Genomic DNA, 23,720 nt, shown 5'->3' with positions numbered 1-23,720 from the left:
ACAATTATTTCTAATAATTTAACTCATTTCAACTGTATATACATACCATTTGGCAATGGAATTACTAATTTCAAAAAAATCGGCTTTGCTATTCAAAATAAAATCATCATCTTTAGTTCTCTTAAACTAACTAACCTATGAGAATATTCAAATTTGTGATTTTCTACACCTTTATAGGAATATATGAATCAGTTCTATTTATAAGCTCAACTGTAATAAAGTTTAAGGACTTATTTATGAGAACCATTACTCATTCCAGAACGACATCTACTAGAGAAAGTGCTCCTCAAAGAATGCGTGGTGCTTTACTTAAAACCGCTTTTAGAAGTATCTTATAATAACCGATGCATGGTTTGAAGTTTTGCCCTAGTTTCTTGATATTCTAGTGTTGCTTCGCTTTTTGCTGTGACACCACCACCTACATAAATTACAGCTGTTTTCTCTAACAGTTGCATACATCTTAAATTCACAAAATAATGGTGCTGCGCACCTTCAATAATACCTAGATAGCCGGTATAGTAACTACGATCATAATTTTCGTTCTTAACAATAAATCCCATAGACTCATCTCTAGGTAATCCACAAACTGCAGGTGTAGGATGCAAAGCGTTTAATAATGTCTTTATCTCACTAGTTGTAGATCGCGCTTTAATGATCGTGCGTAAATGTAATAAGTGACCTGCTTTAACAGTTTCTACAACAGATTGTTTAATATCGATCGCAGCAGATTCTTTGAATTGTGAAATGATAAAATCTGTTACTAATTGTTGTTCTTCTAACTCTTTATCGCCCCATATATGGTTTAAACTGCCATCATCAACTGCTGTTCCAGCTAGTGACATGGTAGAAACAGTAACGGGTAAATCATCCATTTTTGATTGAGCTACATTAAGTCCATCACTTTGAACATTTAATAATAATTCTGGTGTTGCTCCCATCCATTTTCCTACCTGAGGATGGAAGAAGAAATAACCATTGGCCATAGGGTAAGTATCTAATAATCTTTCAAAAATATCAAGATCAGAATCGTTTAAAACAAATTCTTGTTTTCTAGAAAGAACCACCTTACTCAATTGCTGGTTTTGTAAACGCAACATTGCTTTTTCAAATAGTTCTAAGTAGGCTTCTTTACCATCTTCTGGAATTATCGACTGGTTAATTTTAGGTTGCGATGTAGAAACTTCATAATTAAAGCTTAAAATCTTTTCACCAGCTATATAAACCTGATTTTCATATCCTTGAAATTTTGAAAAAACCGCGTAAGCCACTTTGTCAGGTGCTGATTTATACCATTTTTGATCATTTTGAGCGATAACTTTTACTAGACTAGAGCCAGCCATTTTAAGTGCTAAAAATGGAAGGTTTTGCTCAAGAAGATGACCTAGGTATTGAAATAACTTTTCGCGCAAGCGTGATAATTTAAAGGGTTTAAGAATCTTTTTTTAAGGCAATAGTGGTGAGTTTACAGATAGAAATTAACTTACCTTCTTCATCTACTATTTTAATTTCCCAAAGCTGTGTCGTACGTCCTTTATGTAAAAATCGAGCTGTAGCAAATACAGATCCGTCTTTTTTTGACTTTGTATGATTTGCACTGATTTCCAATCCACGTATAGCAAATTCTCTAGTATTCAAGAAAATATAACTGGCCGCACTACCTACAGACTCTGCCAGAGCAACGCTAGCACCACCATGCAACACACCATCTGGTTGATGAACCCTATGAGTTACCGGCATACGAGCGGTTAGAAAATCCTCACCTACGTCAATGAACTCTATTTCTAGAGTTTCCATAAGTGTATTTTTACATATCTGATTGCAACTAGCAAGTATCTGTTCTTTGTCCATATCTTTACCAAAAATAAGGAACAGACATCAAACTATGGTAAAAACAATCTCTTATCAACATACTAATTCTTATGAGATACTAAATCCTATAATAGAAACTACTGAGAATATTTGGGTTTGCTTTCATGGGTTAGGATATCTCGCTCAGTTTTTCAAAAAATACTTCACCGGCTTAGATCCTTTAAAAAATGCAGTGCTAGTATTACAAGCGCCATCTAAATATTATCTGGGTTCTAATTTCAAGCATGTAGGATCAAGCTGGCTTACCAGAGTAGATACAGATCAAGAGATGAAAAACAATCTTAATTACATAGATGCTGTTTTACATGAAGAAGGCTTAAATCATGATAAAAGACTTGTATTAATGGGCTACTCGCAAGGTGTTTCTATTGCCACAAGGTACTTATTACACTATAACTTACCTATTAAAGCTTTAGTGATGCACAGTGGCTCTATACCTAACGAATTCAATGAGTTAGATGCTGTTAAGTTTAAAGAATTGTCAAACCGAAATATTCATATATCTGGAACCAGAGACGAGTATGTTACTACTGATGTAATTGCAAGAGAAAACCAGAAAATTGAAATGCTTTTCGGCACGGAATGTGAGATACACAGGCCAGATATAAAACATGAAGTCGACACCGCATTATTAATCGACATCTCTAATACTTTTTAAGATATGGAAATCATATTTGCTACTCATAATAAAAATAAGCTCAAAGAAGTTCAAATCATGATGCCTGAAAACATTAAGTTATTAAGCCTTGATGATATAGGAATGAATGAAGAGATCCCTGAAACCTCATCCACCATTTCAGGCAATGCCGCCCAGAAAGTGCAGTTTATAAGACAGCGTTATGACATGCCCGTATTTGCTGATGACACAGGTCTAGAAGTACTTGCTCTTAATAACGAACCTGGCGTTTACAGTGCACGGTATGCTGGCGAACACAAAAGCAGTATCGACAACATGGAATTACTTTTAAAAAATCTAGAAGATAAAAGAGATCGTAGCGCAAGGTTTGTAACTGTTTTTGCATTAGACATGGATCGATGTCAGACACTATTTGAAGGTGTTTGCGAAGGAACGATTACAGAGCAGTATCATGGAGATAAAGGATTTGGATACGACCCTATTTTCATGCCTAAAGGTTATGACAAAACCTTTGCACAAATGAGTTTATTAGAAAAAGGTGAAATAAGTCACCGTGGAATCGCGTTGAAAAAACTTATTGCCTATTTAACTTAAGGTAGTTAATTAATTAATAAACCTCATTAAAAGCCAACTCGTTACATTATTTTAGCTCACAGAATGAAAGCAATACAACAACTTACCCTATTACTATTTCTCTTAATTACTAGCATAAGTCTAGCCCAAGAGAATAACAACAGCACTGAGAATTCAAAAAGCACTTCTGTTTTTGGTAAAATACTCAATGCAAAAAACGATAGTATCATCAGCAATGTGAACATTGTCAATCTTAATCAGGTTAAAGGTACTATCTCAACAGAATCTGGATCTTTTAAAATTCCTGCACGCGTTAACGATACGCTATTTTTCTCATACATAGGCTTTGAAACCATCACAGTTAAAGTAACAGAAGACTGGCTCAAATTTGGAGATGTAACTATTTCTATGACAGAAAAAGGAATCGCGTTAGAGGAAATCGACATTAAAGTGGTGGCGTTAACTGGTTTTTTAGAGATTGATGCACGAAAGGCTCCTATATATAATAATAGGCGTTATAGCATTAGTGGTTTACCTAAAGCATATGAAGCTGGTAATGATGAGCCAGGTGCTGTGACCAAGGTGCTAGGATCCATTTTCAATCCGGCAGATTTTCTCTATAACGTATTTGGTAAAAAAGGTACCTCAATGCGCAAGCTAAGGCAAATTAAAGAACAAGATGAGATTCGTAACCTACTGCAAAGCAAGTACGATCGAGAAACTTTAATGAATCTTTTACAAATGGATAAAGTGAGTATCGATGCGATATTGCGCAATTGCCAGTACTCTAAATCTTTTATTGAAACCGCAAATGATCTTCAAATACTAGACGCGATTAGCGAGTGCTATGAAGAGTACAAAGTTCTTAAACGCAATTAATATAACCCAACACTAAACTATATTATCTTGAATTTTAAACACACCATCCTGGCTTTAAGCGCCGTAGCGCTTATCGCGTCTTGCTCTAGCAAGAAAAAATCCAATGAAGAAAAAGATAAACAAGAAATGACTTCTACTACTGGATATGCAGATGTAGACGCCATGAAGTATGCAAATACCATTACACTAGATGAGTTGAGAGATCAACTTTACTTTTATGCCAGTGATGAAATGGAAGGTCGTTACACAGGATCTCCAGGGCAGAAAAAAGCAGTAGAATACCTAAAGTCCTTATATGAGAAAATGGGCGTTGCTGGTGGTAATCTAGATGGTTCTTATTTCCAGACCGTTCCAGGCAGCTATTTCAACAAGCCAGACCTTACCTCAGAAAATGTATTAGGATTCATTAAAGGAACTGAAAAGCCTGAAGAAGTACTAGTAATATCTGCTCACTTAGACCACATAGGTACTAAAAATGGGGTTGTTTTTAATGGAGCTGATGATGATGGTAGTGGTACGATTGCACTTATCGAGATTGCCGAAGCTTTTAAGAAAGCCGCAGAGGACGGATACGGACCTAAACGCTCTATCCTATTCTTACACGTTACTGGTGAAGAGATCGGTCTTTATGGTAGTAAATACTACTCAGAGAATCCAGTATATGCTATGGAAAATACAATTGCTAATCTTAATATAGATATGATAGGTCGCATAGACCCTAAAAGAGAGGCAAAAACAGATTACATCTACTTAATAGGTAGTGACATGTTAAGTCAAGATTTACATGACCTTTCTGAAATGGCTAATGAAAAATACATGAAACTGGATCTGGACTACACTTATAACGGTAAAGATGACCCTAACAGATTCTACTATCGTTCTGACCATTATAACTTTGCAAAGAATGATGTACCAGTGATATTTTATTTTAACGGTACTCACGAGGACTATCACCGTGCCGGAGACACACCTGATAAAATTGAGTATGAACTTTATCAAAAAAGAACTCAACTAGTATTTGTGACTGCTTGGGAGTTAGCAAATAACGAAAACAGACCTACCTTAAAGTAGATTCACAATATTCATAAAAAAAAGCAGCTATCTAATGGAGATAGCTGCTTTTTTTATGCATTATAGTTGTTGAGAATAACGCTTTCGCGGAAGCGTCATATTTAAGCATCTACACCAGCAAACTCTTGTTGAATTGCAAGGCGTAATCTACGGTAATAGTCTTCTTCTAACCAGTCCTTATAGTTGTTTGTATTATTAATGATACAATATGAGTAACGACGAATTCTATCTTTAATATCCTCTTTAAGAAGCTTCGCTAGAATACGTGCGTCAAAAACGTCTTCACTATTCTCTACACACCATTGTACGTGTTGTGCGATAGACTCATCTAGCACTTCTTTAGATTTACGGTTTTCTTTAGTAATGCGTTTATAAGCTCCTTTAACATCAAAGGTAAAATCAGTTGTGTTAGGAAACTCAGCTTTTACATCGACAGGCATTCTGTACACAAAATTGCGTTCAATCTCTTCATCAGATACAATGTTCTCTACATAAAAATCTGGAGATCTGAACACTTGTTGCCAGTCCACAGGCTCATTCCATAAACCAAATCGAGCTACATTATTCCCTAAATCGACAATATGGAACTCTTTTTTATTTTTAAGGATACGAGAACCACGACCTATCATTTGATAATACAAGGTTAACGATTTTGTCGCTCTGTTAAGAATGATACACTCTACACTAGGCTCATCAAAACCTGTTGTTAAGATACTCACTGAAGTAAGAACGGCATCTGGCTTATTTTTAAACCATTTAAGAATCTCTTTACGTTCTTCTTTTGTATTGGTATTATCTAAGTGTCTTACTTCTATTCCTGCCCTTTTAAAAGTTTCTTCTACTTCTATTGAGGTACGAATACCGTTATTAAAAATTAATGTTTTCTTTCCTTTACATACGTCATTGTAAGATTGCAATAGCTTCTCTTGCATAGACGAATCGATATACAGTTTCTCACTCGATTTTACCGTATAATCACCATTCATACCTATGGTAAGCCCACTAAGACCTACATCATAGGTGTGTGTTACTGCCTGCGCTAGGAAACCTTGATTTACTAGAGATGATATACTATCACCTACAATCAATTCTTTATAGTTATCCTTCATAGGTAACTTAAAGTTAGAACTTAATGGAGTCGCTGTTACACCTAGTATAAAACAGTGTTCAAAATATTTAAACAATTTTCTAAAACTGTTATAGTGTGCTTCATCAATAATAACCAGACCTATATCCTCTAATTCTAGTTTATCGTCTTGCAATCTATTGTTCAATGTCTCTACCATCGCCACAAAACACTGGTACTCGTTTTGATCATCAAGCTCTTTTACCTTAGAATTGATGACTTTATTCTTCACATCAAAGCCGTTAAGCATTTTAGAGGTTTGCTTACACAACTCGATACGGTGAGTAAGAATAACTACTTTTTTCTGCTTTTCTTTGAGATACTTTCTTACGATTTCTGAAAATATAACTGTTTTACCACCACCTGTAGGTAATTGATATAGAAGGTTATAATCGTCTGATTTATTATCGATACGGTCAAAAATCTCAGCTAGGTCACGTTTTTGGTAATCATACAGCGACTTAACTTTAGTATCAGGATTAGAGGTCATCAATGGCTTTCTTTAAATTTTGAGATTTGCAAAAATAGCGCTTTTAAATACTTTATGCAGCCCATTTTTCTAGGTTTAACTAATAATTTTTTCTTGCCATTATATTAACAATGAACACCGCTTAAAATCATTATTTTTGTACTCTTATTCGATTCACAGTGTCAGATACAGCAAAAAGACATAAAAGCAAATTTCAATTCAATAGAGCGCACCGCTACTATAAACTTACTGGGTTTTATTCCTTTGTGGTTGAGAGCATTAAAAAATCAATGCCACCTGTACTAGTTGTAGTAGGTATTCTAGCTGCGATTCACTTTTGGGTGATGGATATTCCTACCATGCTAGAATTAGCCGTAGAAAAACTACCGGATTATGGTGTTTTAGCGTTCTTCTATATTTCAGAAACCGTGTTAGGATTGATTCCGCCTGAGCTGTTTATCGCTTGGGCAGGTAAAACCGCAACACCTATTTGGAACTTATTTTTAATCGCTCTTCTCTCCTATCTAGGTGGAATGACGGCTTATTTCTTAGGTCGTCGTGCTCTTAAGATTCCTAGCATACATTATTACCTAGAAGTAAGAATGGCAAAGCAATTAGTCATGGCTAGAAAATGGGGTGGTATTCTTATTGCGGTAGGTGCTTTACTTCCACTACCTTTTTCTATTTCTAGTCTGGTGGCTGGTATGTTGAAGTATGATTTTAAATGGTGGCTTATCATAGGTCTTTTAAGATTTGTACGTTTTGCCATCTATGGAGCAGCTATCTTTCAGGTAGTATAATATTTAGTAGTTAGACGATTCAGGTGTTACACACCTACTTTTCCATCACTTGCAGATGCTGAAATAAATTCAGCATGACAGGTTTTAAATGGTACATAAAAAAACGCCTCAATTTCTTGAGGCGTTTTTCTTTATATAAGAGATAAACTACTTATTGTTTTTTAGCATCTAGCTTGGCTTGTTCCATACCAGACTCGATCATATCAAAGAATTGATCCAGTTTAGGAAGAATGATGATTCTAGTTCTGCGGTTCTTTGCTCTACCTTCTGCAGTGTCATTACTAGCAATAGGCACATAATATGAACGTCCAGCTGCAGTCATTCTTGCAGGATTGATTTGCTCTTTTTCTTGTAAATAACGGGTTATGGCAGCTGCACGCGCTGTACTTAAATCCCAGTTATCTTTAAATTTACCAGACGCGATAGGCTGACTGTCTGTATGACCTTCAATCATCACTTCCATATTAGACTTATCTTTAAGTATCGTTCCTACTTTACCTAACACTGTAAAAGCATTGCTATTGATTTGATCGCTACCACTCGCAAATAATAACTTATCACTGATCGATATAAACACCACACCTTTTTCTACGTTTACGTTGATATCTTCATCATTAACGTTTCCTAGTGAGCTCTTAATTGAAGTTACTAATGCGATGGTCACACTATCCTTTTTAGTCAGCGCTTCATTTAAGGTTTTAATCTGTAAATCTTTTTCTCTGATGCGCTCTAGCGATGTTTCTAAAATCTCTGCATCTTTTTTAGATAACGTGGCTAGATCACCTACATTATTCAATAAAGAAGCATTACTTTCTCTTAGGTTTTTAATTTCGCTTTGTAAAGCACTTAATTTTGCTTGAGCAGCTTTCTCATCAGACAGACAGGCGTTAAGCTTGACTGTTGCTGTATCTAAAAGTTCTTGAGTTGATTGCTGTTTAGCAAGTGCTGCTTCCAGATCTTTTTTTGATGCACAAGAAAATAGTGTTCCTGCACACAAAATCACTACGATTAATTTTTTCATTGTTATTGTTTAATTTGTCTACCAAAAATAAGAAAATGGCAATTCTTGTGTTAATACTTAACACATATTTATCAAATATTATTTTATAGATTGATAATATGAACGGTTTTTAACAAAAAACTGATAAACAATAGAGTAAACACTAGACTTGTTTGTTATTTTCTTAGAATATCGCTTTACTTCTTGTCTTTTTTGAAGCATAGAAGATAATCCACCATAAAACGATGCGTGCGCTTTTAATATTGCCATAAAATGCGCCGGTTTTGCCTTAAAGAGAAATTGCAATCCTGCAAGCCCATCCAGCACCATGCGCAAGAATAAGATTCCTAACCAGTTAGCACTATGATCATTCTTTACAATATTGTAAAGACTGTTTCTAAAATTGTAAAAAGTCTTACGTGGATTAAGTGCCGCTAGCGTTCCGCCACCTAGATGGTACACGGTAGCATCTGTCGCGATCGCAATTTTATAACCGGCATGACGCAATCGCCAGCACAGATCGATCTCTTCTTGATGGGCAAAATAAGCCTCATCCAGTGCGCCTACTTCTAGAAATGCTTTCTTCTTAACAAATAATGCCGCACCACTAGCCCAATCCAGATTTGTACTATCACTATACTGTTGATGGTTCTCTTCTACCTGGTCAAAAATGCGACCTCTACAATAAGGATATGCCAGTCTATCCAGATAGCCACCTGCCGCACCAGCATATTCAAAATGGGTACGTCGTTTATCATCCAGCAGCAATGGTTGTGCTGCTGCAATGGTGACATCAGACTTAAAAAGTGTGGTGATAGGTGCTAGCCAGTCCTCAGTGACCTCTATATCATTATTTAATAAACATATGATTTCTTCATCTACAGATTGTAGGGCGACATTATAGCCACCGGCATAACCGCGATTTTCATCCATCGCTATGATTTTTACAGATGGATACTGCTCTTTTACCCATGATAGCGATGCGTCTGTTGAGGCATTATCTGCTACATAAACGGTATGCTCTTGACTATATAAGACAACGCTGGGTAAATAGCGTTGCAATAGCGCTAGACCATTCCAGTTTAAGATAACGATTCCTATTTTCATGTATAATCTGGTAAATCTGGGATAAATTGATAACGTTGCGCCTCATAATCCATGGTGCAAAAGTAATGTTCCATTCCATTAGTGACCATTAAATACTCAGATTCTAGTGCGAGATTGTATCGCGCGATCTGGTCAAAAACAGATTGATCTATTTTTATTTGCGGCGCTTTGCACTCAATCACCGCATATATAGAACCATCTTTATTAAAAACGAGAATGTCATATCGCTTATTTGTTCCTGCGACATGGAGCTGTTTTTCTACGTTAATAAGACTGTGTGGTATACGCTTTCGCGAAAGCAGCCAAAACACCACATGCTGCCTCACCCATTCCTCTGGTGTGAGATGGACAAATTTTTTACGTATCTGGTCAAAAATCAACCGACCTTTTTCAGTACTTTTAACCCTGAAATTTCCTGCCGGTAGTCGTAATGGCGTCATACCGCAATATTACAAAAACCACCACGGCTCTTTATGAGTGATACCAAAAAAATTATAGAAGATATAAAGAATAGGAAACTTGCTCCTATTTACTTTTTATATGGTAATGAACCTTATTTTATTGATGAGATAAGCGATTACATTGCCAACAACGTACTGGACGAAGGCGAGAAAGGCTTTAATCAAATGGTGCTGTACGGTCGTGATATAGACATGGGCGAGCTGGTTGAAAATGCAAAGCGTTTCCCGATGATGGCAGACTATCAGGTGATCATCGTTAAAGAAGCGCAAGATCTGGCACGTCACTGGGATAAGTTTGAATCTTATGCAAAACAGCCGCAACCTACCACGATTCTAGTCTTTAACTATAAATACAAAACACCAGACAAGCGCAAAAAGGTATTTAAAGAAATGGCAAAAAATGCGGTCTTCTTTGAAAGCAAACCGCTGTATGAGAATAAAGTCCTGCCATGGATCAACAGCCATTTAAAGAGTAATGGCTATAACATTGAGCCCAAAGCTGGACAGATGCTGATTGAGTTTCTGGGAACTGAGATTGCCAAAATTAAAAACGAACTGGACAAATTAATGATTATCGTCCCTGCAGGAACGATGATCACTCCACAGCTGATTGAAGAAAATATAGGAATCTCAAAAGATTATAACAACTTTGAACTGCGCAAGGCGCTGGGATCTCGAGATACAGTAAAAGTGAATCGCATTATCAACTATTTTGCCGAGAATCCTAAGGATAATCCACTGGTCGTGACCATAGGGCAATTGCACAGTTTCTTTGTACAGTTATTAAAACTGCATGCGATGACCGATCGCAATCCACAAACGGTCGCAAGACAGATAGGTGTAAGTCCGTTTTTTGTACAAGAGTATTTTACAGCGGCCAAGCATTATTCTATGAAGCATTGCAGTCATGCGATTAAGATCATACGCGATATAGACATGAAGTCTAAAGGTGTAGGAACTAATAAACCACAACAACACGATTTACTACAAGAGTTGATCGTTAATATCATGTATCCATAATGTCTACCAAATTTAAAGCCTGGATCAGTGCCGCACGATTAAGAACCTTGCCATTAAGTATCAGCGGAATTCTAGTGGGAAGTGCTTATGCCTATTTAAGAGTTAGTCATCTTGAATATTTAAAGACATCAAATGTGCTAGGCGTTTTTAGTTTTGCGATTGAGGATTTTGTAAGTGATTTTAATTTCCTCATCCCTATTCTAGCACTCATCACCACATTAGGTTTTCAAGTGCTGTCTAATTTTGCAAACGATTATGGCGATGGCGTTAAAGGAACTGATAATGATGATCGTGTAGGACCTATGCGTGCGCTGCAAAGCGGTATCATTCTCGCACACGAGATGAAACGTGCGATGATTATAACCGCAGTGCTGACTTTAATAAGTGCGATAGCATTGATTTATGTCAGTCTAGGTATAGAACAGTTATTGATTTCGCTTTTCTTTTTGGTATTGGGAATTGCCGCTATTTGGGCAGCGATCAAGTATACCGTAGGTGATAATGCTTATGGCTATCGTGGTCTGGGCGATGTGTTTGTTTTTATCTTCTTTGGTCCTGTAAGTGTGATGGGTATTTTTTACTTGATTACAAAGGCTGTGGACTGGAATATGATCTTGCCATCCATCACCATAGGATTGCTAAGTGTTGCTGTATTAAATCTCAATAACATGCGCGATATCGAGAGCGATAAAAAAGCTGGTAAAAATACCATCGTGGTAAAAATGGGATTGATGAAGGCCAAGCTGTTTCATTATAGCTTAATTACCATAGCACTAGTGACCGCATCACTATTCTTTATCACCTTATACTATAAAGAAGTCATGGATGAAAACATGACACAACCATCGTTGTTCATGTTCTTACCACTACTCGCTTTTCTACCGCTATTTTTACATTTAAAAGTTGTAGAATTAAACAAAGAACCAGCCCTACTCGATCCAGAATTAAAAAAGGTCGCGCTATCGACTTTTGCCTTTGCAGTATTATCTGTGCTATCGGTATGGATCGTTAGTTAATCATCTTATCAACAGATTAACGTTTTGTTTTTCAGTTGATTAATGAGAAACAGACAAATAATAACTTTTGCTTAACATTCTGTTTTAACAAATGTTAAGCAGGAATTTGGGATTATGTTATAAATTAGAGCTGAATTTAAAACGCAGAACATCTGAATATACTTTACTTTAACTAAATCCTGAATTGTTATGGCTAGAGCTATGTTTGAGTACACTAAAACGGTACTAGAAAAGGTTAGTTTTAATCCTACACTCTTTTGCAAAGAATTACATAAGGCTGTAGAACGTTTATTACCATTTGAAATCGAAGAATTGATGATATGGATGAAACCTATGTTGTTGCAGCATCCAGAGCTAGCAACTTGCGTACCGTTACTACCCAAATAGAAATTTGACATTTTAAGAAAGAAATCCCATTGAAGTAGATCTTTGATGGGATTTTTTTGTTACCCATTATTTTGAAGGAATTATCTACAAATCTGTTGATAAAGTATTCATTTTTATTCTTTTGGGATATGATGGATGAGTAGGAATTTGCGTAGGTTTGGATATATAACCGTTGTAGCATATTTCCCAAACAATCATCTAAAATTTAATGAAGTATGAATTGGAAAAAGATTTTAGCTAAAGAATATTTAATATTATTAAGCATTGTATGTGTTTCAGCAATGCTAGCTTATTTAATATTTCCAATTTGGCTGTGGAATGATTATTTAAAAGAAAGTATTCGAATTTTTGATTGGAATTTATTTAAAACGTCTTTTGTTATACTGATACTAATCAGGCTAGTAATTGCCTCTGTTAAAACACTTCAGTCTAAATGATTCATTCAACCATAAGATTAGTAAGTTTAATTATTTTGTGTTTACTAATATATTCTTGCTCAGATTCAAATTATAAACAAGAAACGCAAAATTATGTTTTAGAATATAACACTGGGCAAAAGTATTGCGAAGGCAATTTCATTATTTATTCTAATAATGAAAAAACATTTCGAAAACGTGATGGTATCTGGAAATTTTATGAGCTTAATGGAGAACCTATGAGAATTGAAGAATACAATTTAGATGACCTAATAAGTTATAAAGAATTTAATGAAAACGGAAAAGTTGGTATGTCTCAAATTTGGACATCAACAAGTCATAATTATTCAAAATACTATTATAACGGAAACTTAAAATATGAGGAAATTACAACTCTCATAAGTGAAGATGAATATGCGGAAAATTACGAAGGGCAAACACTACATTATGAAACCGAAATTGAACATATAACTATAAAAGAATATCATTTAAATGGTCAACTCAAATTAATAGACAAAAGACATGATGGTTATAGTGAAGAAAAAATAAAATTTATGACAATAAAGGAAACCTTGTTTTAGAATTTGACGGCGAAGAATAAGGCATGTTACAACCACATATATATCTTATGACTAGTCATTTGATTAATAATAAGTTCAGGTATATATGTAAGTCCGCCAAATTTTTAAATTTGACAAATTCCAAAAAATAAAATGATTAATAAAATTTAAAAATTCGGTTTATGTTTTACCCGAAAAGTAGTGTCTTTTTACGTGCTACGTTTCATACACAAAACCGTTAGCTGTAACTATATATACCAATAAATGGCCAAGAACATTACACTAAAGTTATCGGCGTCCAATTTGGGGCCCCATGAATCACTCAAGACTCAATTACAAATAGGTTCTATAGGTATAGGTATTTATGCTAACAATGGGTCTGGCAAAACATTTTTGAGTAGAGCGTTTAGGCTTGCTACCAAAAAGGAATATAATCCTACAGATTCAAATAAACTATTAACTCTTCAACAATCGAAAGGTGATTTCAAATTAGATATAAGTAATTTAAAAGAACCAGGACGGAATAGAATATATGACTTTAAGTTAATACGAAATTCTGAACCACTTGTGCGCAACAACACTGGTTATATATTTAGGGTATTTAATGATGATTACATTAAAGAAAATTTAGAGGTTTCTAAATATCGACCGAATGGTGAGATTGAAGGGTATATTCTTGGAAAGGAAAAAATTGATCTTTCCAAAGAAAAAGATGAATTAAAGTCTTTAAAAGCTAAAAAGACATCAACCAAGGAAGAAATCAAAGTTCATATAAATTCTGCTTTGACTGAACTAAACAAATTATCAATAAGAAAAAACACTAGTGAGTATCAGTCAATACATCTTAATAATATATTGTTAAACGAGTATACCCCAATAGAAGAGGAAAGCTTTTCTAAGCTATTAATTAAGCACAATCAATTAAAGTCAATTCCAGTTGATTTAAAAGATATTTTTCCTATAGATTTAATTAAACCTTCTAACACACTAAATCAGATAATTTCCTTTCTAAAAGAGCCATTTACGAAGAGTAAGATTGCTGAAGAATTTAAATTAAAAGTCAAACATAAACAGGAGTTTATTGAAAATGGAATTAATTTAATAGACCCAGATGGTAATACTTGTCCCTTTTGTGAGCAGACATTACAAAATTCAGCTCTTAAATTAATTGACCAATATGTCGAGTATTTAAATGAGACTGAAGCTAAACAAATAAAAAAAGCAAATGATCTTTTCGCTCAATTAAGGAGTGAAAGAAAGGACTTCAGTACTTTATTTAAAACAGGACTAAAAAGAATTTCCGAATTCAACAAATCTAAAATCTACATTCCTTCTATCGAAAATGATTCCCTTTTGGAATTTAAAGATTTAAGTGAACTTGATAAAGATTACCAACTAATCAAAATACTACTAGACGAGAAGAAAGAAGATATTTCAAAAACCATAAAGACAAGTGAACTCCAATCTTCAGTTCAATCTATTGAAAATTGGATTATCGATTCCAACACTTCTATAGAAAAAAATAATACAATATTAAAAAGTTTCAATAAAAAAAAGAATAATATTAATTCAGAGCGCCTTGAGTTAAACAGAAGGCTCTGTAAATCTAAGTTCTTAGAAATAAAAAAAGACAATTCTGAAAGAATCGAATCGATTAAAGGGCTAAGCGTAACTATTGACAAACTCTTTAAAAACATTGCGGAAAAAGAACAAAATGAAAAGGTGTCTAAAAAAGAAAAAGTCATAGAATCTTTTAAAGACCTCTTAACTAAATTTTTTGGTGATAAATATTCATTTGATGAGCAGACTTTTTGTATAAAGTTTCAAAATGAATTATTAGAATCGAATGCTAGTGATGTATTGAGCACTGGCGAAAAAAGTATGATTGCTTTTTGCTATTTCATCGCAGAAACTCATATCGAAGTTTCAAGCGAAAATGATTATCAAAAGCTCTTTTTCGTAGTTGATGATCCAATTTCGAGTCAAGATTTTCATTTTGTTTACGCAACTGCACAAATCATTCGCACACTTGACAAAATATTCAAAATAGACAAACGAAAATTAAGGTTAATTTTAATGACCCACAATCTTGAGTTTATGTCTATAATTACGAGAAATAATATTATCTCACAAAAGTATATTCTTGCTAACGGTAGAATAAAAAGTCTTAGTAACGAATTAATTATGCCATACGAGGAACATTTAAGAGACATTTACAATGTTGCAAATGGAATTATTAAGCCATCTCATACGACTCCAAATTCATTACGCCATATAATTGAAACAATTAACAGATTTACTTCTCCAGATAAGGAGCTAGCAGATTTTTGTAATGAAATTGATGGTTACGCAGAAAACGAATTTTTATTCTCTCTTATGCACGATGGTTCACACGGTGGTATTAGACAACAAAAAGCATATACCGAATCAATGATTAAATCCGCGTCTAAGGTTGTCATTAATTATGTAGAAACTAACTTCAAAGGTCAAATTAAACTAATAGAAAAATAAACGGTAGGTAACATCATGAATAATTCTTTGATAGTAATAGTCTATTTACGAAGTTAAGTGCTAAACGCGCAACTATTCCTAGCCAAGACCATTATAGTTAATTAAACTAAAGCATCATTAAGAAAATTTGAATGATTAAAATATACGTTTTACGATTAGAAAATGAAAAATATTATGTCGGACAAACGACAAACGTCGAAGAGAGATTTAAAAGTCATAAAAAAGGAAAATTAAGCTCAGATTGGACTAAATTAAATAATCCAATTGAGGTAATAGATGTAATCGAAACGAGATTTACAGAAGTTTCCGAAGCTATGTTCTTAGAAAATTCAATAACGATTGAATTTATGAAAAAATATGGTTGGAGAAATGTAAGAGGCGGAGATTTTTGTACACTTGACATCGAAAAATTAAGATTCTTACTTTGTAATAATTCCGATCTTGGAAATGAGCTATTACCGATAACTAACCCAAAAAGATTTAATCTAAACTATCACGGAGTATTTGTTTTTGTACTTAAACTCAAAATGGATAAATTCTTTGTGGGAATAGCCAGAAATATCAAACTTGGAATCATTAAGGAATATAATAAAAAAGGTCATAAATGGTGTGAAATGTATGAGCCAATTGAATTAATTTCTGTGAAAAATATATCAAAGTATGACAAGGAAAAGCACAGAGATTTTGTCAATAATGAAGTAATTTCGATAATGAAAGAGACTAACTGGAGGAAAGTTAGAGGTGGTGATTACTTTGAGCCAAATGAACTCAAACATCGAAATAAAGTATTACGCAATACTGATATAAAAATAGAATTGTAAAACAGCTAGCCACAACAAATAACTAAGTTAAAAACCAACATCCCATGAATATCCTTTTTAAACTATCGGTTTTGTGTTTGTTGATGGTGTTGGGTGGTCAGGCACAACATCGTGCGCCTTCTGATTTTATACCAGAAAACTATAAGGAATTTGAAACCATTTATGGAAATCTCAATAAAGATGGTCTAGAGGATTGTGTGTTGATTATTAAAAAGGTAGATACTACTCAAATTGTGGTCAATCAATACGATAAAAAAGTAGATCGTAATAGACGTGGTATCATCGTGCTGTTTAAAAACGAAAACGGTTATCAGCTCGCAGATCAAAACCTAGATTGCTTCTCTTCAGAAAATGAAGATGGTGGCGTTTACTTTCCGCCAGAATTATGGATCAATATTAAAGACAACAAATTGCATGTACATTACGGTCATGGTCGTTATGGTTATTGGGACTACACGTTCCGTTTTCAAAATTCTAACTTTGAGTTAATAGGTTATGATTCTAGCAGTAATCGTGGACCAGTGACTTTAAGAGAAACCAGTATCAACTTCTTAACTAAAAAAAAGCTCGTCAAAGTAAACACCAATGAAGATTCTGAAGGTGGCGATGAAAACTTTGAAGAAACCTGGAGTGATATTAAAATCGATCACCTCATCCAATTATCACAGATCAAAGAATTTGATGCATTGGATATGTATCAGTATTAGAAAGTGATATACTGCTATTACAAGTGGCTTCTTCTCTCCTATTAAGATAGAATCTATTGAATGAGAAATAAACAACATATAAATTCAAAGCTTAAAAATGAACTATCCAGAAATAGCTCATAAAATCATCCAATTAAAAGATGTTGATCTAGCCTTGCGTGATGAGCTTATTCAAAAAGGCCAACTCGGTAATGGTTATGATACAGATATGGAGCAGTTACATATCAAAAATGCTGACCAATTAGATGAAATCATCAACCTGATCGGGTATCCTACTATTGAAAAAGTAGGACAAGAAGCCAGTGAAGCGGCTTGGCTTATCATACAACACGCGATTAGCAAACCAGACTTTATGAAAAAGTGTGTACAGCTATTGCAACATACAGATCACAACGATACCGTAAAATTAAATTTAGCTTACTTAACAGATCGCATTGCTGTTTTTGAAGAATAAAAACTGCTGGCAACACCGTATATAATTAATGGCTAGTTATAGCCTACTTACTGAAATCCTTGCAGATTCTCTATTCGGTTTTTATTTATTAATTTAGGTACTTAAACCACGCAACGAACCATAAACCAATAAGTTGTACCTGATAAGGACAAACCGCTAACCAATGTTAAAATTCTTTAGAAAAATTAGATACCGTTTACTTTCAGAAGGAAAAACTGGAAAGTATTTCAAATATGCTATTGGAGAAATTTTTTTAGTAGTTATTGGAATTTTAATTGCCTTACAATTAAACAATCTAAATGATGAACGAAAAACTGAAAATTTGAGGCAAATTTATTATAAACAAATACTGCAAGATTTTGAGAAAGATAATGCCTATATAAAAGAATACTCTTCAATAATAGATTCTAATATGGTAAGATTTAAAGTTTTTAAAGAAATCTATAAACAACCAAACGTACCAATAAATAATATAATCTCTGAAGCTACAAATTTAGCTTGGCTATATTATAATATTCAATTTAAATCTAATACGATAAATACGTTACAGAATACAGGTGATATCAAATTAATACCACCAGACATTAGGGAACGATTAATTAGTTTAGAAAAATACAAAGAAGAAACAGAAAAGGTTTCTAAATATAATAATGATGAATCTGCTAAAGCTGTTTCTAGAGCAGCTAGCAAATATGGAAGTGTAGAGTTTGCCTTTAAAAACATACAAAATCAGCCCAAACTATCTAAATATGTATTTGATGAAAAAAACTTAATAGAACTATTAATTATATTAGAATTTAGTCAATCTAGAAAAGTTCAATCGGAAGAAGGAAGTCTTATAAGATTCAAGAATATTCTATCAGATATGGATGAAATAAAAATTCTTATCAAAAAGGAACTGAATTAATAACTATAATCTACATGAAAAACAACCTTATAACACAAGCCATTTATTTACCGATATACTATTTTGGAACTGTAATAATCGGAAGCCTATTTGCTAAAAATTACAGTCAAGTGGGACAACAAGTTAGTGAATTAGCAATTAACGAAAACAAAATTGCTGGAATAATACTAACTATTGGAATATTCATAACTGGAGTATCATTGGTTTTATTTGGAATTGGTTTATTAATTAAGTTTAAAAAACAGTTCTTAATAAGTTCATTTTTGATTACCCTATTTGGAATCTCTTTTTTATGCGGAGCTATTGTTTCAATTGGCTCTCCTTGGCACTCACTCTATGGATTACCAATGTCAATCCTGCTCTTACCATTTGCATCCCTCTATGAAATGGAAAAAAAGAAAGCTTCCAAATTGACTATGAACGTTGCAATTATTGTTACTACAATAATTTTCTTGTATTTCTGGGATTTATTAGCCGTAAAATTTGTTTCGTTTGATTACCGAGGATTAACACAAAGAATTTTTGGAATGGCTTTATTCACTTGGTTTTCTTATTCAGCATACAAGTTATCTAAACAAGAAATAGGAAATAATAACTAAGTAAGACATCATGTATGTTACTAACAGCTATTTTTTTAATTGATGAAATATTAAGTTTTAAAGCTTGTCCCCTTTTTTTATTTGGATTATTGAAAAAATATAATTCGAACAATTAACAAATCGCCTCGGGAATGACCGTAAATTTATCGCTAATTTATACGTTATTCTACTTATACAAGTCCGCTACCCAACATTTGAAAACAGCAACTTACAAATTAAATTCAAAGTCTATATTGAGATTAATAAGAAAAAATCTTTTTAATCTAATTCTATTGTATGTTTTGAACTATTTCTTTTTTAACATTTATAATCCGACTGTAATTCTAATTACAATTGGACATTTTTTTATTCTATTTAACGGACCAGCAATTTATCTTTTAATAAACTATTATAAAAACAATAAAAAAACGAAATTTTCTGTTGACAAGATTCCTATAAAATTTCAATTATTGAAAACGGAATAACTAAAGAATATTCGCTGAATGAAGTCAAATATTCAGTATACAATATGGGAAAATATTGGAAAAATGTAAATGACCAAAACTATTGAATTCCAACAATTTTCTCTGATTTTGGATATTGGGATTTGACCTTTGATAATGGAGACCGCTATTACCTTACTACTTTACTTCATGACTTTTTATTAGAAGAAGATAAAGTTAATAACACAAAGTACAGGTTTAGACTTATCCCATATATTTATAGATCAATAACAGATCGAGGAATTGATTTAAAACCAATAGAATACAAACCGAATAGCTGAAAAAATTATAAGGTAAAAACTGAAAGAGATACTTAACGATATTATTGAAAATAAAAGTGAATATCAAAAGAAAGTAATTAGAGTAGTCGAACAAATTATATAAAAAATACTATTGTCAATACTGGTTTATAATTGTTTAGGATGTTTTTCAGATACAGTCTTAATAAATGCATTATTTGAAAATAAAAATTCTCTTGAAGAAATTACTTGGTTAAATAAAATACTACCAATTATATAGTAGAAAGAAAGAAAAACGTACCACGACAACCCTATAACCTACCGTACTTAACTACATAATGGAAGAAACATTTTTTGAAGACTTATCATTAGAAGAAGAAGACTTCACACATAAAAGTCTACCAAAAGGAGAATACGAAAATTGTAAGTTCTCAAATTGTAATTTTTCAAATTCTGATTTATCCGGTATTCACTTTATTGATTGCTGTTTTGATAATTGTAATCTAAGTATGGCATTAATTAAGCAAACAGGTTTTCAAAATGTAGCCTTTAAGAATTGTAAAATGTTAGGTATGTCATTTGATAAAAGCAGTGATTTTGGATTTCAAATAAACATAGATACATGTCAATTAAATTATTCTTCATTTTTCAAAAAAAATCTCGCCAAAACTAATTTTACAGCCTCAAAATTTCATGAAGTTGATTTTACAGAATGTAATCTCAGTAACTCGATATTTAAGGACTGTGATTTACATCTTGCTACTTTTAAGCAATGTAACTTACAGAAAGTTGACTTTAGAAGCACCGTTAATTTCACAATCGATCCAGAGATGAATAAAATAAATGGTGCAAAATTTACGCTAGAAACTATCAAAGGTCTACTTACTAGCTACAGTATTGTTATAGATTCTGATTGATAACTATCATTGCTATTTCCTAAATTTCTATAATTACATTATTCTCTATTTTATTTTAATTACGCTTTCGCGAAAGCGTATCCATAACTATCTAGAGCAACATTTTAAGCAGAGTTTCTACTCGCGTTAATATTACCGTAAAGAGAACGCGTTACAATTTTTTCATATTGTGGTTGATACTCGTTGTGCTGTGCAATCATTTGTAAAGCATACTGTTGTATGACCAGTAATGGTAGTACAATGGATTCTCTTATTTTAATGGACTCTCTAGAAATGGTCTCTTTTTCCATAAGGATTTCCATACCAGATAGCTCTAGCAACATGCGTTTGGACAATAGATATTCATCTTCTAGAATTTGCCAGAAAGCACCATATTCTGCATTTTCTTTCATGTAACTGGTTAGTTCAAAATAGCATTTTGATAAACTCATCATACTGTTTAACATCAGTGCTTTAAAGAAAGGCACTTCCTTAAAGAGTTGTGTAACCTCATCAAAACGACCTCGCTCTTGCATGGTTTGCAATGCCGTACCGATACCGAAATATCCTGGTACATTTTGTTTTAACTGGCTCCACGATCCCACAAATGATATGGCTCTTAAGTCTGTTAATTCTAGCTTTGCCTTGTGACCACGTTTACCAGGTCGACTGCCTATGTTTGCCTTTGTATAATATTTAAGCGTGCTCATATTTTCTAAATATGGCATGAATTTATCGTGGTGCTTAAGTGCGTCGTATTTTTCAAAGCTTAAGTCTGATAACTCTTCAATTAATGATCTAGAGTCCTGCGATATGGTAATCTCTTTATCGAGTATAGAATTAGACAATCCCGCGGTTAAAAGTTGCTCGCTGTTGTGCTTGAACTGTTCTTTTGTTCCATAAGTACTAGTGATGGTTTGCCCTTGTATGGTTAACTGTATCTCGTTATTTGCCACCTTACTGGTTTGTGCCGCATAGAAGCGATGTGTTTTACCACCACCACGTGCTGGTGGTCCACCTCTACCATCAAAAAATATGGCCGCTACTCCATGATCATTGCACACTTTTGATAGGGTTTCTTTAGTTTTTAAAATAGACCAGTTTGCTTTTAAATAGCCACCATCTTTAGTGCCATCAGAAAATCCTAGCATAATGGTTTGTTTATGATTTCTAAAGGCAACGTGTTTTCTATAAGCATCTAGTTGAAACAACTGCTCCATAGTTGCTTGAGAATCATCCATACCTTTCATGGTCTCAAATAATGGAATAATGTCAAAGGTGATGTCTCTATTTGCCCAACCACACCATCTGAATAGTGCAAATACATATAGAACACTATTTACATCTTCAGAGTTACTGATGATGTAGCGGTTACAGCCTTGTTCTCCATTATTTTCTTGTATGGTAGACAGTTGCGAGATATTGATAATTGTATCTTTTACTATGTCTTCTTCAAAATCATCTGGATCTAGGGAAATCGATTCTTGTAGTAATATATCAATCAACTGTTGCTGGGTAAGCTCATCAATGGATTCATTAATATATCCATATTTTGTAAGAACGGCATCTATTACCTTAGTATGCATACTATGATCCTGACGTATGTCTATGGTGGCAAAATGAGTTTTAAAAATCTTTACTTTATCGATAAATTGGTCTAGATCTTTTAAATAAAGTCCGTGATAGTTAGAGACTAATAATTCCCTTATGTGTGTTAACGGTTCTATGATGTCCTGATAAGCTAGGTGCATACTAGCGTCAAACATGGCTTCATATAACTTGTTTTTTAAATTTGATATAGGATCTAGTATTTCTTTAAAACTAAGCTTGCGCTGTAATTCTTTAAGTTCATTATAATAGCATTTCATTAATGTTACACGCAGCTCATTCATGACCTCTTTTGTAATTGATGCGGTGACAAATGGGTTTCCATCTCGATCACCACCTGGCCAGAAACCTAGTTTTACAATGTCGTGATTATCAAATTGTGCATTTCCTACACTAGACTTTATATGAGTATACATCTCGCCTATGGCGTCATAGTACACATGTCTTAATGTGTGTATGATATTTTTTGCCTCGTCCAGTGGTGTTGGCTTTTTAGAATTGACTAAAGATGTAAGTCCTAGCTGTTGTAATGCGACATCAATCTCATCTATATTATTATCATTGATAAGCGTTCTAAGATTAGTGATGATATCTAAAACTGCTGGTGTATAAAATTGTGTAGGATGAGCGGTTAATACAATACGTGCACTAAAGTTATTGAGCTGCTTTTCTATCGCGTCCCAAGAGTTATTTTTTTCAACTAATTGAAAATAGTCCTTAAGAGATAAAGAACTGCTGTGTTGTTGTAATTTAGGAAAGGCGGCATCTTCTACACTATCATATAAAACGACCTGTCGCTCTACATACTGAATGATTCTAAACATAAAGTCAATACGATCTTGCTCTGTATGAAGGTTTGCAAATCCATTAAAGAATGCTTCTATTATCTCTTTGGGATTAAGTCCTTCTTTCAGGCCTTTTTGAGATTGCTCCATCAATAACGGTATCAACATACCTACATTTTCAATATTACTGTAAGGCAAGTTTAAAAACAGGCTGTTATAGATATTAAACTTGTTTTGGACTGATTTTTTAAACTCGGCTATTCTATCTAGATCTTGCATAGTTGTTTTATTATAGAGAAAGGTCGTAACTCGCACATTCT

The 23,720-nt window shown here is 33.6% G+C and carries 24 protein-coding genes; 17 read left to right on the top strand and 7 right to left on the bottom strand.

Going from position 1 to position 23,720, the window contains the following annotated elements; translation table 11 throughout:
• Positions 1-137 precede the first annotated feature (137 nt).
• Positions 138-338 carry a hypothetical protein gene (locus BST92_RS14945; RefSeq protein WP_146105160.1) on the top strand — a complete coding sequence of 67 codons (201 nt, stop codon included), beginning with the start codon at positions 138-140 and terminating at the stop codon, positions 336-338.
• Here BST92_RS14945 and BST92_RS12425 read toward each other — a convergent pair.
• Both BST92_RS12425 and BST92_RS12420 read right to left on the bottom strand, forming a co-directional pair.
• Positions 333-1,409, bottom strand: a complete 1,077-nt coding sequence (locus BST92_RS12425; RefSeq protein WP_105071747.1) for a chorismate-binding protein — start codon at positions 1,407-1,409, stop codon at positions 333-335. The genes BST92_RS14945 and BST92_RS12425 overlap by 6 nt on opposite strands.
• 19 nt (positions 1,410-1,428) lie before the next feature.
• Positions 1,429-1,848 (bottom strand): hotdog fold thioesterase, encoded by a 420-nt coding sequence (locus tag BST92_RS12420; RefSeq protein WP_105071746.1) that lies wholly within the window; start codon positions 1,846-1,848, stop codon positions 1,429-1,431.
• Between the two features lie 34 nt (positions 1,849-1,882).
• Here BST92_RS12420 and BST92_RS12415 point away from each other — a divergent pair, with 34 nt between their 5' ends.
• The 4 genes from BST92_RS12415 (at position 1,883) to BST92_RS12400 (ending at position 5,029) form a co-directional block, all read left to right on the top strand.
• Positions 1,883-2,527, top strand: coding sequence for an alpha/beta hydrolase (locus BST92_RS12415; RefSeq protein ID WP_105071745.1), 645 nt, complete (start codon positions 1,883-1,885; stop codon positions 2,525-2,527).
• 3 nt (positions 2,528-2,530) lie between these two features.
• Positions 2,531-3,100, top strand: a complete 570-nt coding sequence (gene rdgB / locus BST92_RS12410) for an RdgB/HAM1 family non-canonical purine NTP pyrophosphatase (protein WP_105071744.1) — start codon at positions 2,531-2,533, stop codon at positions 3,098-3,100.
• 63 nt (positions 3,101-3,163) lie between these two features.
• Positions 3,164-3,958 (top strand): carboxypeptidase-like regulatory domain-containing protein, encoded by a 795-nt coding sequence (locus BST92_RS12405; protein WP_170061752.1) that lies wholly within the window; start codon positions 3,164-3,166, stop codon positions 3,956-3,958.
• 27 nt (positions 3,959-3,985) lie between these two features.
• Entirely contained in the window at positions 3,986-5,029 is a 1,044-nt protein-coding gene (locus tag BST92_RS12400; protein ID WP_425437386.1) for a M28 family metallopeptidase, read from the top strand.
• A 101-nt stretch (positions 5,030-5,130) separates the two neighbouring features.
• Here BST92_RS12400 and BST92_RS12395 read toward each other — a convergent pair whose 3' ends face one another.
• Complete coding sequence (locus tag BST92_RS12395) at positions 5,131-6,645, bottom strand: DEAD/DEAH box helicase (RefSeq protein WP_105071743.1); 1,515 nt, start codon at positions 6,643-6,645, stop codon at positions 5,131-5,133.
• A 158-nt stretch (positions 6,646-6,803) separates the two neighbouring features.
• Here BST92_RS12395 and BST92_RS12390 point away from each other — a divergent pair, with 158 nt between their 5' ends.
• On the top strand, positions 6,804-7,424 hold the full coding sequence (locus BST92_RS12390) for a YqaA family protein (protein ID WP_105071742.1): 621 nt from the start codon (positions 6,804-6,806) through the stop codon (positions 7,422-7,424).
• Between the two features lie 151 nt (positions 7,425-7,575).
• On the opposite strand, the gene BST92_RS12385 is transcribed toward BST92_RS12390, so the two are convergent.
• The 3 genes from BST92_RS12385 to BST92_RS12375 form a co-directional block, all read right to left on the bottom strand.
• Complete coding sequence (locus tag BST92_RS12385; protein ID WP_105071741.1) at positions 7,576-8,445, bottom strand: OmpA family protein; 870 nt, start codon at positions 8,443-8,445, stop codon at positions 7,576-7,578.
• A gap of 78 nt (positions 8,446-8,523) precedes the next feature.
• Positions 8,524-9,531 carry a glycosyltransferase family 2 protein gene (locus BST92_RS12380; RefSeq protein WP_105071740.1) on the bottom strand — a complete coding sequence of 336 codons (1,008 nt, stop codon included), beginning with the start codon at positions 9,529-9,531 and terminating at the stop codon, positions 8,524-8,526.
• Complete coding sequence (locus BST92_RS12375) at positions 9,528-9,971, bottom strand: type I restriction enzyme HsdR N-terminal domain-containing protein (RefSeq protein ID WP_105071739.1); 444 nt, start codon at positions 9,969-9,971, stop codon at positions 9,528-9,530. The genes BST92_RS12380 and BST92_RS12375 overlap by 4 nt, the downstream gene beginning before the upstream one ends.
• Positions 9,972-10,004: 33 nt before the next feature.
• Between BST92_RS12375 and holA the strand changes: the two genes are divergently transcribed.
• The 11 genes from holA (at position 10,005) to BST92_RS12315 (ending at position 21,028) form a co-directional block, all read left to right on the top strand.
• Positions 10,005-11,012: a DNA polymerase III subunit delta gene (gene holA, locus BST92_RS12370; protein WP_042289219.1), complete on the top strand. Its 1,008-nt coding sequence runs from the start codon at positions 10,005-10,007 to the stop codon at positions 11,010-11,012.
• The gene (gene menA, locus BST92_RS12365; RefSeq protein ID WP_105071738.1) at positions 11,012-12,028 is read left to right on the top strand and encodes a 1,4-dihydroxy-2-naphthoate octaprenyltransferase; all 1,017 of its coding nucleotides are present in this window, start codon (positions 11,012-11,014) and stop codon (positions 12,026-12,028) included. Before holA ends, menA begins: the two co-directional genes overlap by 1 nt.
• Before the next feature lie 189 nt (positions 12,029-12,217).
• Complete coding sequence (locus BST92_RS12360; RefSeq protein WP_036584829.1) at positions 12,218-12,415, top strand: hypothetical protein; 198 nt, start codon at positions 12,218-12,220, stop codon at positions 12,413-12,415.
• A 433-nt stretch (positions 12,416-12,848) separates the two neighbouring features.
• Positions 12,849-13,412 (top strand): hypothetical protein, encoded by a 564-nt coding sequence (locus BST92_RS12350; RefSeq protein ID WP_105071736.1) that lies wholly within the window; start codon positions 12,849-12,851, stop codon positions 13,410-13,412.
• Between the two features lie 243 nt (positions 13,413-13,655).
• Entirely contained in the window at positions 13,656-15,902 is a 2,247-nt protein-coding gene (locus BST92_RS12345; protein ID WP_105071735.1) for an AAA family ATPase, read from the top strand.
• 131 nt (positions 15,903-16,033) lie between these two features.
• Positions 16,034-16,723, top strand: a complete 690-nt coding sequence (locus BST92_RS12340; protein WP_105071734.1) for a GIY-YIG nuclease family protein — start codon at positions 16,034-16,036, stop codon at positions 16,721-16,723.
• 44 nt (positions 16,724-16,767) lie between these two features.
• Positions 16,768-17,430: a hypothetical protein gene (locus tag BST92_RS12335; RefSeq protein WP_105071733.1), complete on the top strand. Its 663-nt coding sequence runs from the start codon at positions 16,768-16,770 to the stop codon at positions 17,428-17,430.
• 97 nt (positions 17,431-17,527) lie between these two features.
• Positions 17,528-17,884 (top strand): hypothetical protein, encoded by a 357-nt coding sequence (locus BST92_RS12330; RefSeq protein WP_211292496.1) that lies wholly within the window; start codon positions 17,528-17,530, stop codon positions 17,882-17,884.
• 163 nt (positions 17,885-18,047) lie between these two features.
• The gene (locus tag BST92_RS12325) at positions 18,048-18,791 is read left to right on the top strand and encodes a hypothetical protein (RefSeq protein WP_105071732.1); all 744 of its coding nucleotides are present in this window, start codon (positions 18,048-18,050) and stop codon (positions 18,789-18,791) included.
• 14 nt (positions 18,792-18,805) lie between these two features.
• Entirely contained in the window at positions 18,806-19,390 is a 585-nt protein-coding gene (locus tag BST92_RS12320; RefSeq protein WP_105071731.1) for a DUF998 domain-containing protein, read from the top strand.
• 1,059 nt (positions 19,391-20,449) lie between these two features.
• Positions 20,450-21,028, top strand: a complete 579-nt coding sequence (locus tag BST92_RS12315; protein WP_105071730.1) for a pentapeptide repeat-containing protein — start codon at positions 20,450-20,452, stop codon at positions 21,026-21,028.
• 104 nt (positions 21,029-21,132) lie between these two features.
• Here BST92_RS12315 and BST92_RS12310 read toward each other — a convergent pair whose 3' ends face one another.
• Positions 21,133-23,679 carry a phosphoenolpyruvate carboxylase gene (locus tag BST92_RS12310; protein ID WP_105071729.1) on the bottom strand — a complete coding sequence of 849 codons (2,547 nt, stop codon included), beginning with the start codon at positions 23,677-23,679 and terminating at the stop codon, positions 21,133-21,135.
• Positions 23,680-23,720 lie beyond the last annotated feature (41 nt).

This window comes from Nonlabens arenilitoris, from assembly GCF_002954765.1.
In the GTDB taxonomy this organism is placed as follows: Bacteria; Bacteroidota; Bacteroidia; order Flavobacteriales; family Flavobacteriaceae; genus Nonlabens; species Nonlabens arenilitoris.
The sequence above is the reverse complement of the archived record's forward strand: the minus strand, read 5'-3'. Positions and strand labels throughout refer to the sequence as shown.